The 12672-nt window shown below is 73.9% G+C and carries 12 protein-coding genes; 10 read left to right on the forward strand and 2 right to left on the reverse strand.

From position 1 onward, the window contains the following. Positions 1-262 precede the first annotated feature (262 nt). The 3 genes from AB0M95_RS33635 to AB0M95_RS33645 all read left to right on the forward strand — a co-directional run bounded on the left by AB0M95_RS33635 (position 263) and on the right by AB0M95_RS33645 (position 3598). Positions 263-1387: a glycosyltransferase gene (locus AB0M95_RS33635; RefSeq protein WP_363773475.1), complete on the forward strand. Its 1125-nt coding sequence runs from the start codon at positions 263-265 to the stop codon at positions 1385-1387. Continuing rightward, the gene (locus tag AB0M95_RS33640) at positions 1387-2247 is read left to right on the forward strand and encodes an SGNH/GDSL hydrolase family protein (RefSeq protein WP_363773478.1); all 861 of its coding nucleotides are present in this window, start codon (positions 1387-1389) and stop codon (positions 2245-2247) included. The genes AB0M95_RS33635 and AB0M95_RS33640 overlap by 1 nt, the downstream gene beginning before the upstream one ends. A gap of 67 nt (positions 2248-2314) precedes the next feature. Then, complete coding sequence (locus AB0M95_RS33645; RefSeq protein ID WP_363773481.1) at positions 2315-3598, forward strand: glycosyltransferase family 1 protein; 1284 nt, start codon at positions 2315-2317, stop codon at positions 3596-3598. Here AB0M95_RS33645 and AB0M95_RS33650 read toward each other — a convergent pair. After that, entirely contained in the window at positions 3534-4382 is an 849-nt protein-coding gene (locus tag AB0M95_RS33650; RefSeq protein ID WP_363773484.1) for an NAD(P)H-binding protein, read from the reverse strand. The genes AB0M95_RS33645 and AB0M95_RS33650 overlap by 65 nt on opposite strands. Before the next feature lie 244 nt (positions 4383-4626). Here AB0M95_RS33650 and lepB point away from each other — a divergent pair, with 244 nt between their 5' ends. Then, on the forward strand, positions 4627-5487 hold the full coding sequence (gene lepB / locus AB0M95_RS33655; protein ID WP_363773486.1) for a signal peptidase I: 861 nt from the start codon (positions 4627-4629) through the stop codon (positions 5485-5487). Positions 5488-5645: 158 nt separating this feature from the next. On the opposite strand, the gene AB0M95_RS33660 is transcribed toward lepB, so the two are convergent. After that, positions 5646-6731, reverse strand: a complete 1086-nt coding sequence (locus AB0M95_RS33660) for a hypothetical protein (protein ID WP_363773489.1) — start codon at positions 6729-6731, stop codon at positions 5646-5648. A gap of 100 nt (positions 6732-6831) precedes the next feature. On the opposite strand from AB0M95_RS33660, the gene AB0M95_RS33665 reads away from it, so the two are divergent. From AB0M95_RS33665 to AB0M95_RS33690, 6 genes are all read left to right on the forward strand, one after another. Further along, the gene (locus AB0M95_RS33665) at positions 6832-7653 is read left to right on the forward strand and encodes an NAD(P)H-binding protein (protein WP_363773492.1); all 822 of its coding nucleotides are present in this window, start codon (positions 6832-6834) and stop codon (positions 7651-7653) included. A gap of 625 nt (positions 7654-8278) precedes the next feature. Further along, a complete protein-coding gene (locus tag AB0M95_RS33670; RefSeq protein ID WP_363773494.1) occupies positions 8279-9352 on the forward strand; it encodes an NrtA/SsuA/CpmA family ABC transporter substrate-binding protein in 1074 nt (357 codons plus the stop codon). 4 nt (positions 9353-9356) lie between these two features. Continuing rightward, on the forward strand, positions 9357-10193 hold the full coding sequence (locus tag AB0M95_RS33675) for an ATP-binding cassette domain-containing protein (protein ID WP_363773497.1): 837 nt from the start codon (positions 9357-9359) through the stop codon (positions 10191-10193). Then, positions 10190-11206 (forward strand): ABC transporter substrate-binding protein, encoded by a 1017-nt coding sequence (locus AB0M95_RS33680; RefSeq protein ID WP_363773500.1) that lies wholly within the window; start codon positions 10190-10192, stop codon positions 11204-11206. The genes AB0M95_RS33675 and AB0M95_RS33680 overlap by 4 nt, the downstream gene beginning before the upstream one ends. Further along, entirely contained in the window at positions 11203-11391 is a 189-nt protein-coding gene (locus AB0M95_RS33685; RefSeq protein WP_363773503.1) for a hypothetical protein, read from the forward strand. The genes AB0M95_RS33680 and AB0M95_RS33685 overlap by 4 nt, the downstream gene beginning before the upstream one ends. Beyond that, a complete protein-coding gene (locus tag AB0M95_RS33690) occupies positions 11381-12541 on the forward strand; it encodes an LLM class flavin-dependent oxidoreductase (RefSeq protein ID WP_363773506.1) in 1161 nt (386 codons plus the stop codon). Before AB0M95_RS33685 ends, AB0M95_RS33690 begins: the two co-directional genes overlap by 11 nt. Positions 12542-12672: the final 131 nt, after the last annotated feature.

Raw genomic sequence — 12672 nt, forward strand, 5'->3', positions numbered from 1 at the left:
GAATCCTCGTCCCCGGTCTCGTCCCTGAACCCTGGTCCGCGGTCCCGGCTCCGGCTTCCTAGCCCAACCCCGTTCCGCGGTCCCGGTCCCGGCCCCTGGGTCGAACCTTGGCCCGGGAGACCTGGCGTGCGGCGGGAAAAGCGACCGGCACGGGTACTTTGGACAAGGTTCTTAATTACGCCATATCCGGTTATCTCTCCTGGTGGGCGGCAAGCTCATCATTCCATCCCGTAGGCATCGAAGAGGTGTTCCGGGATGGCACATGAGGATCGTCCGGCTGGCCAATTTCGTCGCCCCACGCTCCGGCGGGCTCCGCACCGCCCTGAACGAGCTCGGCTCCGGCTACCGCGCCGCAGGACATGAGCCGATCCTGGTGATCCCCGGCCCGGGCCACGACGTGCGCGAGACCCCCGCCGGGAAGATCATCACGATTCCCGGACCCGTCGTTCCCGGCACGGGCGGGTACCGCGTCATCACCGCGCGCCGGTCCCTGCGCCGCCTGCTCGACGAGCTGCGCCCCGACAGCCTGGAGGTGTCGGACCGCACGACGCTGCGCTGGACGGGCCGGTGGGCGCGCTCGCGCGGCGTGCGGTCGGTCATGGTGTCGCACGAGAGCCTCGACGGCCTGCTGCGCCTGTTCGTCCCCGGCCGCGTGCCCGCCCGCGCGCTCGCCGACCGGCTCAACCGCGCGACCGCGCGCGACTTCGACGTGGTCGTCTGCACGACCGCGTGGGCCGCCGCGGAGTTCGCACGGCTCGGCGTGCCGAACCTGCGGCGGGTGCCGCTCGGGGTGGACCTCGCCCGCTTCGCCCCCGAGCGCCGCGACCCCGCGCTGCGCGCCACCCTGGCCGGGCCGGACGAGCCGCTGCTCGTCCACTGCAGCCGCCTGTCGTCGGAGAAGCATCCCGACCGGCCCATCGCCGCGCTGGCCGAGCTGCGCCGCCGGGGCGTGCCCGCCCGGCTCGTCGTGGCCGGGGACGGGCCCCGCCGCCGGGCGCTGGAGGAGCGGGCCGCGGGGCTGCCCGTCCGGTTCCTCGGCCACGTCTCCGATCGCGATCTGGTGGCGCGGCTGCTGGCCACCGCGGACGTCGCCGTCGCGCCGGGCCCGGTCGAGACGTTCGGCCTGGCCGCGCTCGAAGCGCTCGCCGGCGGCACCCCCGTCGTCGTGTCCCGCGCGAGCGCCCTGCCGGAGGTGATCGGGGACGCCGGCGCCGCCGTCGGCGACGACCCCCGCGCGTACGCCGACGCGATCCAGGAGCTTCTCGCCCGCGACGAGCGGAGCCGGCGCCGGGCGGCCCGCGCGCAGGCGGAACGGTTCGGCTGGCCGGCGTCGGTCGGCGGTTTCCTCGTGGCCCACGGGCTGCCCGGACTGATAGGAGCGCGGTGATGACCGTACGACTCGTGGCGCTCGGCGACTCGGTCACCGTCGGCATGGGCGACCCGCTGCCCGGTGGCGGCTGGCGCGGATGGGCGGCCCTGCTGGCGGAGTCGCTCGCCCCCGAGGGTGAGGTGCGGTTCAGCAACCTCGCCGACAGCGGGGCGACGGCCGTCGACCTCGCCGCCGACCAGCTCCCGAAGGCTCTGGCGCTGCGGCCGACGCTGGCGTCGGTGCTGGCGGGCGTCAACGACACGCTGCGCGGCAGGTTCGACCTGGCCGGCATCGCCACCGCCCTGGAGGAGGTCGTCGGCGGGTTGCGCGGCGCGGGCGCGACCGTGCTCACCGCGCGCCTGCCCGACCCGGGGCTGATGCTCGGCATCCCCGGCTTCGTGCGCCGCCCGCTCACCCGCCGGGTCCACGGGATCAACGCCGTCCTCGACCACCTCGCCGTCAGGTACGACACCGTCCACATCGACCTGGGCGCGGCCCCGGCGCTGTACGAGCGGCAGATGTGGGGGGTGGACCGGCTGCACCCGAGCGAACGCGGCCACCGCCTGATGGCCCGCCTGTTCGCGGCCGGTCTCGCCGAGCGCGGCCTCGCCCGGCCCACGCCGCCGAGCGCCGAGCCGACCGGGCGCGAGCCGTCGGCGTGGGCGAGCGCGCGCTGGATGGCGATCGAAGGGACCGGCTGGGTGGTGCGCCGGTCGCGGGACTTCCTCCCGCAGTTCTGCGGCCTCGTCGTCAGCGAGGCGTGGCACGAGGTCCGCGGCAGGACCGAAACCCTCGACGAACTGCTGCACGCCGAGCTCGACGTCATCCTGCGGCACCTCGGCGCGTCCAGTGGCCCCGCCGCCGCCACCGGCGCGTGAAGCAGGCCGCGCCGCCCCCGCGTACCGCGCTCCCCGCGTCGCCGAAGCAGCGAGAGAAGTGAGACCCATGAGAGTCGCCATCGTCTCCGAGTCCTTCCTACCCCAGGTCAACGGCGTGACGAACTCACTTGTCCGTCTGCTGCGACACCTCGCGGACCAGGGGCACGACGCGATGGTCGTGGCGCCGAACCCCGGCCCGAAGACCTACGCCGGGTTCCCGGTCCACTCGACGCCCGCGTTCCGCCTGCTGCCGTTCTACCGGTCGTTCCGCGTGGGCCTGCCGAGCCGCGGCATCGGCCGGGCGATCGAGGAGTTCAAGCCCGACGTCGTGCACCTCGCCTCGCCCACCGTGGTCGGGGCGGCGGGGCTGACGGCGGCGCTGCGGCTCGGCGTGCCCGCGGTGGCGGTGTTCCAGACCGACCTCGCCGGCTTCGCACGCCAGTACGGCCTGCGCGGCACCGACGCGCTGATCTGGGCCTGGCTGCGCCACATCCACGGGCGGGCCGCGCTCACCCTCGCGCCCTCGACGGCGACGATGGCCGAGCTGCGCGACCACGGCATCCCCCGGGTGTCGCTGTGGGGCCGGGGCGTCGACCTCGACCAGTTCGATCCGCGTCACCGCTCCGCAGAGCTGCGGCGATCGTTCGCCCCGGACGGCGAGGTCGTCATCGGTTACGTCGGGCGGCTGGCCGCCGACAAGCGCGTGCACCTGCTCGCCGAGCTGGCCGGCATCCCGGGGACGCGGCTCGTGATCGTGGGCGACGGCCCCGCCGAGCCCCGGCTGCGCAAGCTGCTCCCGGACGCGGTGTTCTGCGGCCTGCGCACCGGAGAGGACCTTTCGCGGATCCTCGCGTCGTTCGACGTCTTCGTGCACACGGGCCGGAACGAGACGTACTGCCAGGCCGTCCAGGAGGCGCTGGCGGCCGGCGTGCCCGTCGTCGCGGCGGCGGCGGGCGGGCCGCTCGACCTCGTGCGACCGGAGGTGAACGGCCTGCTCTTCCCGCCGGACGAGCCCGCCGAGATGCGCCGCGCCGTCGCCCGCCTCGCCGGAGACTCCGTCGCCCGCCTCCGCATGGGGTCGAACGCCCGCGATTCCGTCCTCGGCCGCGGCTGGACGGCGCTATGCCACCAGCTCTTCGGCTACTACCAGTCCGTCGTGGAGGGGGCGGACCGGGCGCCCGTCCGCGTGCCGCCCGTCACCGGTCCGGAGGCCGGGGCGTCGCCCGTCCGCGTGCCGCCCGTCGCCGCTCCGGAGGCCGGGGCGTCGCCCGTCGCGGCGGGGGCGGTCAGCGGAAGTCGCGGGCGTGGTCCCGCGCCCACTGGTGGAAGGTGGTCGCCGGGGCGCCCGTGACGTCCTCCACCGTGGTGGTGACCGGCTCGGGGGACGCCGCCAGCGCCGCCTGCCCGGCGATGATGGCGTCCACCATCTCGGGCGGCAGGCCAGCGGCCAGCATGGGTTCGCGCAGGGACGCGGGCGGCACCTCCTCCCAGCGGACCGGGCGGCCGATCGCCTCGCCGATGGCGGCCACCTGCTCGACCTGGGTGAGCGACCGCGGGCCGGTCAGGACGTGCCTGGCGCCCGCGTGACCGTCCTCCAGCATCGCGCGGACCCCCACGGCGGCGATGTCGCGCTCGTGGATCAGCGACCGCCGCGCCTGCCCGTAGGCCCAGCGGACGGTCCCGGTCTCGCGGATCTGCCCGGCCCACTGAAGGGTGTTGGTCGCGAACCCGGACGGGCGCAGGAACGTCCACTCGGCGCCGGAGTCCTCGATCAGGTGCTCCATGCGGGCGTGCGAGCCCATGATGGACCCCTGCCGCGTCTCCCGGTCCTCGGGTACGCCCCGGGCGGACAGGTACACGATGCGGCGGACCCGCGCGGCGATCGCGGCGACGGTCTCGGACGCGGCGTGGTCGCCGGAGACCGTGGGCCAGACCAGCAGCACCGCCTCCACGCCGTCCAGCGCGGCCTTCAGCGAGCCCGGGTCGGTCAGGTCGCCGCCGACGACCTCGGCGCCGTCCGGCAGGCGGGCCGAGCCGGGGTCGCGGGTCAGCGCGCGGACGTCGGCGCCCTCCTTCAGCAGTGCGGAAACCGCGTGCCGGCCGACGTTTCCGGTGGCCCCCGTTACGAGGAACATACGTTCTCCTTAGTACTTTCGAGTGCGGCTGCCATCGTGGAACGTCAACCTTGGTTGAGGTCAAGCCGCCCGCGGGTGCGGGGATCACGTGAGGGCGGGGAGAATGATCCCGCGGGCGCAGGGGAGGATTGAGCACGATGCCCGAGTCCGGCGATGCCCGCCCCGGGGATCCTTCGCGTGTGCGGCGAAGATCGGTGATGATGGATGAAGACGGTGCCGCCGCGCGCCGCCGGCCGAGGACGAGGTGAACGTGGTCGCCGAAGACACGAAGACTCCCGCCAGGAGCGGCAAGCGGAAGAAGGGCTCGTTCTGGCGGGAGCTGCCCGTTCTCGTGGTCGTCGCCCTGCTGCTGGCGCTCGCCATCAAAACGTTCGTCGTGCAGGCCTTCTACATCCCCTCCGGGTCGATGGAGAACACGCTGCTGCTGAACGACCGCGTCCTGGTCAACAAGCTCGTGTACCACACGCGCGACGTCGAGCGCGGCGACGTGATCGTCTTCTCCGGCGTCGACTCCTGGAAGGGCGAGGTGGACGTGCCGCCGCCGTCCAACCCGGTCGCCGCGTTCTTCCGCTGGGTCGGCACGGCCTTCGGCGTGGTCCCCGGCGAGAAGGACTACATCAAGCGGGTCATCGGCGTCGGCGGCGACACGGTGAAGTGTTGTGACGACCAGGGGCGCGTCACCGTCAACGGCGTGCCGCTCAAGGAGGACGCCTACCTGTACCCGGGCAACGCGCCGTCGGACAAGTCGTTCGAGGTCAAGGTGCAGCCCGGCCGCCTGTGGGTGATGGGCGACCACCGGCAGATCTCCTACGACTCCCGCATGCACATGGGCGACAAGGGGGACGGCGCGATCCCGGTGGACACCGTCGTCGGCCGCGCGTTCGTCATCGTGTGGCCGCTGTCCCGGGCGGGCACGCTGCCCATCCCCGACACCTTCGTCCAGCCCGCGCTCAAGGCGGCCGCCGCGCTCGGCGGGGCCACGCCGCTGGCGGCCGGGTTCGCCGGGGCGGTGCCCCTGATGTGGTGGCGGCGGCGCGCGCTGACCAGGCCGTACCACGACCGCCGGAGGGGGCTCGCGGCCCCCGTGTCCGTTCTCGGCCGGTGAGGGGCCGGACCACGGCCTGAACCTCGGCGGCTACAAGATCGCGGCGCTGGCGACGGGCATGGGCCGGGGCAGGAGGGAGAAGCGGCTCGCCGAGGTGCGCGCCGCGCTCGCCTTCTACGCCGGCCGCCGCTTTGCCCGAACGTGTGAGAAGACGGGCGTCAGCCGGGGGCGCCCCAGTCGCGGCGGTACCCGTCCCAGTCGGCCGCGGTGGCCGTGAAGTCGACGTACACGGCGACGCCGAAGGACGGCCGCGGGTCGCCGCCGATCCCGAGGCGCACCCCGCGGATGGACGCCCTCATGGTCTCGGCCGACGGGTGGTGCGTCCAGGTCGGCTCGTGATACGCGGGCACGCCGATCAGCAGTGTCGTGCTCGGCGGCACGGCGGCCAGGGCGAGCGCGGTCTGGCGGCGCACGTACCCGCTGAACAGGGCCTGCGTCGGCTGCGCCGTGTCATACGTCATGATCGCCACCTGGTCGAGGCGGCGCGCGACCTCGCGCAGGTAGCCGGCCGTCCACAGCGCGGCGCGTCCGAGCACGAGTTCGCTCGCGGTGCTCAGCCCGGGCAGCGGTTCGAGCTGGTGCACCGACAGCGACAGCAGCCTCCCGCGCGGCAGGACCGCGCGCGTGCGGTCCAGGACGTCCAGCAACCCGACGTCCCCGCTGTCCAGCGGCTCGAAGTTGTAGTGGACGCCGTCGAAGCCGGCCGTCATGACCTGCGCGGCCGTCCGCACGATGTTGTCCCGCGTCCGCGCGGACGACAGGTCCATCAGGCCGGGGTCCAGGCGCTGCCCGAGCCACGCGTGCACCCGCACCCCTGGCAGGGCCTGGCGCAGCGCGTCGGCCGCCCAGCCCGCGCGCGGATACAGGGAGGTGGGCAGGGTGCCGTCCACCTGGAACGGGCCCGTGTGGACGTACAGGTCGCTCACCCCGGTCCCCCTGAGCCGGGCGGCGAGGGCGGCCACCTGCGCGTCGCCGTTGCGCCCGTCCACCCACGCGTGCCCGAGCCACACCGCGTCCCGGCCGCGCGTGACCGCGCCAGGGGACGGAGTACCGAGACCGTACAGGTACAGGGCGATCCCGCTGACGGCGAGCACCAGCACGGGCAGGGAGACCAGGATGACGACCACCTGAGACGCGCGGCGCCACGACCGGCGGCGTGACGGAGTTCCCCCGGGTTCCGGGGCCGCGTCGCGGGCGGGTAGCCGGTCTTCGCGGTGCGGCTGGTCTTCACGGTGCGGCTGCATCGGCGTCGGCCCCCCGGGCGGAAAATGCGAGGCGGATCGGAGGGAGACGTCGGTACGCTCACCACGCTTTTCCCCCGAACACTCTTGAAATGGACTCTACGTGACGAAGATCGCTGTTACCGGTGTCACCGGAAACCTCGGCAGAATCGCGGTCGACGACCTGCTCGGCAGGGTGAGTCCCGCCGACGTCGTGGCGCTGGCCCGCACCCCCGAGAAGGCCGCGCCTCTGGCCGCGCGCGGCGTCGAGGTGCGCCACGGCGACTACGACCGCCCTGACACCCTCGACGGCGCGCTCGCCGGTGTGGAGGTCCTGCTGCTGGTGTCCGGCCCCGACCTCACGCCCGGGGTGCGCGTCGCGCAGCACGAGGCGGTGATCGAGCGCGCGGTCCGGGCCGGGGTGCGGCGGATCGTCTACACCAGCGGCCTCGGCGCGGACTCCGGCCAGGGCTTCGCGGCCGACCACGGCCTCACCGAGAAGGCGATCGCCGCCTCCGGCCTGAGCCACACCTTCCTGCGCAACGCGCTGTACTCGGAGGCGTTCCTCGGGGCGGCGCTGGCGGAGGCCCGGCAGAAGGGGACGGTGACATCCTCGACGGGCGGGCGTCCGCTCAACACGGCGCGGCTGCGCGACCTGGCCCTGGCCGCGTCGGCGGCGCTCACCGGGACCGGGCACGAGAACGCCACCTACGAGCTGCGCGGCCCCCTGTGGACGTACCCCAGGCTCGCCGAGGCGCTGGCGGCGGCGCTGGGCGTCCCGGTCGAGTACCGCGAGGTCGACGACGCGGAGGCCGGGTGGCTCGGCTCGCTCGGCCCGGCGGTCCGCGCGGGGGCCTTCGCCGAGACCGGGCCCGACCTGGAGCGTCTCCTCGGTCGTCCCGCGACCGATCTGGCCGGGACGGTCGAGGCCCTGCTCGCCCGCTGACGACGTGGGCCCCCGCTGGTGTGGCGGGGGATGTTTTTCGCAGGTAGGACGGGCGTACGCGCGAGCGCGTGCGCCCGTCCGGGGTTTGGTATGTCTCGCGATGCGAGATATACCTTGACTTTCCCTATTACCTACCTGAAATATAGGCATTGTGCCGATTGTGAACTTGACCGTCCGGCGCGCGATCGAGCACGTGGACAGCAGCGTCTCTGATTGGCTTAGCGATCCTGTGTGTTACACACAGAATCAAGGCACAACGAGCTGCCCGGTATTCACCAATCGTCTTCGTGCCCTGGTGCCGGCAACTGGAGCCGCCGGCCCGTCGAGCACGTCCCTCCGGACGCTGACCGGTCAGGCGTGCACAGCCTGACCGGGGAGGGTGCCCGACGTCGCCTGGGCGCCGGGCGTGCTGGTAACAATATGCCACGACATAACTACGATTCGTTAATCGAATCAGAAAGCCTCTGTCAGTGAACGTGATCCGTCTCGCGCGGTCCTCGCGCTGGTAGACGACGTCTCCCCTCTGCCCGACCCCCGCGCCCCCCGCCATGGGGGCCTCTCACCATGCCCTGCGGCCGGTCGCCGCCGGTATCGCCTTCCTCTCACGTGTTAGGGGCTCGTCATCATGTGGAAAATCCGCGCGCCGTTTCCGCGTGGCCGGTCCGGCCGCCCGTACGGACGGGTCGCCGCCGTCGCGCTCGCCGTCTCCGTCCTCGGCCTGGCCGCCGCGTGCGGCACCTCGTCCGCCGACGGCGGCGCCTCGTCCTCCTCGGGCGGCGGGGCGGTCCTGAAGCTCCAGGATCCCGGCAACTCCGGGCCGCTCGCCTACGCCAAGCGCGAGGGCATCCTGGAGAAACGGCTCAAGGCGGTCGGCGCGACGGTCGAGTGGGGCGGTTCGTACGCCTCCTTCACGGCGACCGTGGACGCGGTGCACTCCGGCTCGGTCAACGTCCTCGCCGGAGCCATCTCGCCCGCCATCGGCTACCTGGCGAACAGCCCCGACATCAAGATCTTCTCGGTGACCGACCCCATCACCGACGCCGCCGCGCCGCAGACCGACGGGCTCGTCGTGAAGCCCGACAGCCCGATCAAGTCCGTGAAGGACCTGGTGGGCAAGCAGGTGGCGGTCAACAAGGGCGAGTACCTGCTACTGCTCGCGCTGGAGGAGGCCGGCGTGCCCGTCGACCAGGTCGAACGCGTCTACCTCAACCCCGACCAGGGCGCCGCCGCCTTCGCCGCCGGCAAGGTGGACGCCTGGTGGGCCATCGTCAAGGCGTACCCGGAGGCCGTGGCCAAGGGCGCGCGGGTGCTCGTCCACGGCCGCGACCTGGACGACAAGGACCTCACGATCCTCGCCGCGCGCAACGAGCTGCTGGAACGGCATCCCGAGGCGGTCCGCGTCTACCTGGAGGTGCTCCAGGAGCTGACCGAGGAGGCCAAGAAGACGCCCGAGAAGTTCGAGAACGTCTTCCTCACGCAGGGCCCGACCGCCGTCACCGGCGCGCGGCTCGACCTGGACATCGCCACCGCCCGGTACGCCAACATCCCCCGGTACGTCACCAAGGACGACGGCGCCAACATCCGGGCGGTGTCCGGCCTCTTCCGGAAGTACGGGGTCGTGACCGGGGACATCAACCCCGACGACGTGCTGTTCGACCTCAAGGCGTCGGCCGGCGCGTCCCCCGCCGCGTCGGGGTGACGCCGTGACCGTGGAGAATCTGCGCGAATCCAGCGAGACGGCCGCCGGCCGTCCCACCCCTCCGGCGGACCGTGTGGACGCCGTGGCCGTGGACCGTACGGACGGTGTGAGACACGCGGGCGGCACGGACGGCACGAAGGGTGCGAATGGTGCGGACGAGGCCGAGGCGCGCGGCCTGGAGACGCCGAGGTTCCTCGGGGCCCGCCGCCGGCCAGCCGCGCTGTCGGCCGGGCCGCGCGTCGCGGTGCCGCTGCTGCTGCTCGCCGCCTGGTGGTACGGCACCGCGAGCGGCCGCATCCCCCCGGACGTCCTCGCCGCCCGCAGGCGCACGACCGTGTACCAGGAGCCCCGGCTGATCCCGGCCAGGCGCGTCCTCGCCAACGTCACCCTCGGCCTGCCCTCCGCCGCGCGCGAGGCCGGCCGCCGGGCCCTGGCCGAGGTCGGGCTGGACGGGTACGGCCGGGCGTGGCCGGCGACGCTGTCCGGCGGGGAGGCGCAGCGCGTCGCCCTGGCCCGGGCGCTGGTCCGCGACCCCGAGGTGCTGCTGCTGGACGAGCCGTTCGCCGCGCTCGACGCCCTGACCCGGCTCCAGATGCAGGAACTGGTCGCCGAGCTGTGCGCGCGGCACCGCCCGGCGGTCGTCCTGGTCACCCACGACGTGGACGAGGCGGTCCGGCTGGCCGACCGCGTGGTGGTGCTGCGCGACGGCGCGCTCGCCGTGGACCAGGCCATCGACCTGCCCCGCCCCCGCGACCGGGACACCCCCGGCTTCGCCGGCCACCGCCGCCTGTTCCTGTCCCACCTCGGCATCGCCGCCGCCCACTCCGAAGGAGTCGCATGACATCCGTGGACAAGCTTTGGTACACCCGCTGCCCCGTGCCCACCGCCAGCGGCCTGGCGCACAACCAGGGGTGGCTCGCCGAGGAGTTCCGGCTCGCCGGGCTGGACATCGGGATCCTGCAGGACGCCGGACTCGAACTGGCCGAACGCCACTTCGACCATCGCCTGCTCGGGCTGTTCCGGGAGGGCGGCAACGTGCCCGCGCTGGCCGCGCGGTCCGCGGGCGCGCCGACCCGGCTGATCGGCCTGACCTGGATCGAGGAGTGGCAGTCCATCCTGGTCCGGGCCGACTCCGGGATCACGGACGCCGCCGGGCTGGCCGGCGCCCGGGTCGCGCTGCCCGCCTGGGCCGAGACCCGGGCCAAGAGCTTCCCGCGGGCGATGGCCCTGCACGGCTTCAAGGGCGCGCTGTCCCAGGCCGGGCTCACCCTGGACGCCGTCACGTTCGTCGAGGTCGCCGCGCAGGCCAAACCGTCGGTCGGCCGGGACGCGGGCGCACGGGCGTTCTCCTGGCCGGGCATCGCCGAACTCGCCCGGGGCGAGGTGGACGCGGTGTACGCCAAGGGCGCGCGGGCGGCCGAGCAGGCGGCCGAGATCGGCGCGGTCGTCGCCGTCGACCTGGACGCCCACCCCGACCCCCGCACGCGCGTCAACAACGGCACCCCGCGGCCGATCACCGTGCACGCGCGGCTGCTCGACGAGCGGCCCGACCTGGTCACCGGGTTCCTGGCGCAGACGCTGCGCGCCGCCGACTGGGCCCGGGGCGACCTCGGCCGGGTGCGGGAGATCCTGTCCGCCGAGACCCGGTCCGGCGCGGACGCCGTGGCCACCGCCTACCGGGCCGCCGGGTCGCGTACGGCCTGCGCGTGCCCGTCCTGGCCCGCGAGGACGAGGACGAGGCGTGGGCCGAGGTCCGCAGGCTGTGGGCCCTCGCCGTGCTCACCGGCCAGGGCGCCCCCGGCGAGCCGCCCGCCCCCGACCCCCGTACGGGGCTGTGGCCGGGCTTCGACGTGATCGCCGGGACCGGCCCCCTGGGGTTCGCCGGGTCGTACGAGACCGTCGCAGCCGGGATACGCGCCCACCTCGACCAGGGCGTCACGACGTTCGTGCTGGACGCGCGGCCCGCCGTCGAGGAGACCTACCGGCCGGGCGAGCGGTTGCTGCCGCTGTTCGCGAAGGAGATCGAGCGTGTCCATTGACATCTACTGGCGCATCGGCACCCACGGCGACCAGCCGTCGCTGCGCCGCCGGGTGAGCAGCAGAGGAGAGTGGGCGCCGGTCGCCCCCGGCAGCCTGGCCCCCGGGGTGCGGGACGGCCGCCGCGACGGGTACTCCTATGTCGAGCACATGGCCGACGTCGCCCGCGCCTCGGAGAGCTCCGGCTTCGTCGGAGGCCTGCTGCCGTCGTTCCCGTTCACCGGCGACCCGTGGGCCACGGCCGCCGCCCTCGCCCGTGAGACCACGACGTACCGCTTCATGATCGCCTACCAGCCGGGCTTCCTGCACCCGGTGCAGGCGGCGCGGATGTCCGCGACCCTCCAGCGCGCCACCGGCGGCCGGGTCGTCTACAACATCATCTCCGGCGGCGGCGGGCCCGCCCAGCTCTGGTGGGGCGACCGCGTCGACCACGACGACCGGTACGCGCGCACCTCCGAGTTCCTGGACGTGCTCAAGGGCGTCTGGGGCGGCGGGCCGTTCGACTACGAGGGCCGATTCTACCGGGTCGAGGGCGCCGGGCTGCCCGAGCCGCTCGCCCGGCAGCCGTTCCCGGAGATCTACTTCTCCGGGTCCTCCCGCGCCGCGATCGAGGCGGCCGGGCGCCACGCCGACTACTACCTGTCGTGGCTGGAGCCGTTCCCCGACCTCGCCGCCAAGTTCGCGCAGGTCCGCGAGCACAGCGCCGCCATCGGGCGCGCCCCCAGGTTCGCGGTGCGCATCGACGTGCTCGCCCGCGACACCGAGGAGGCCGCCTGGGACGAGATCCGGCGCGGCTGGGAGCACGTCGACCCGTCCGCGCTGAGCAGCCCCGACGGCGACTCGGTCGGATGGCTGCGCAGCCAGTCGTTCGTCTCCTGGCCGGTGCGCCACCACCGCGAGCTGGAGGTGTCGCCCAACGTCTGGGGCGGCTTCCACCTGCTGCGCGGCGGGCCCGCCTTCGGGCTCGTCGGCAGCTACGAGCAGGTCGCCGAGCGGCTCGACGAGCTGATCGGCATCGGCGTGGACGCCTTCATCCTCGCGGGCGTCCCGCACCTGGAGGAGGCCTACCGCGTCGGCGAAGAGGTGCTGCCTCTCCTTAAGGGCTCTGTTCATGGCCGCGCCTCCGGCACGGCGGTTCGGGGCGCACTTTAGGCGGCGTTCTTCCGTCGTCACTCGGAAGGGCTCGTTCCTCACCCTTCCTCCCTCCTCCTCCAGAACACCGCCGCGCCCCCCAACAGGGCCGGGGGGCGCCCGGCGGGGGGCGGGTGGGGGGGGGGAAACAC

The organism is Sphaerisporangium sp. NPDC051017, assembly GCF_040683095.1.
Taxonomy (GTDB): Bacteria; Actinomycetota; Actinomycetes; order Streptosporangiales; family Streptosporangiaceae; genus Sphaerisporangium.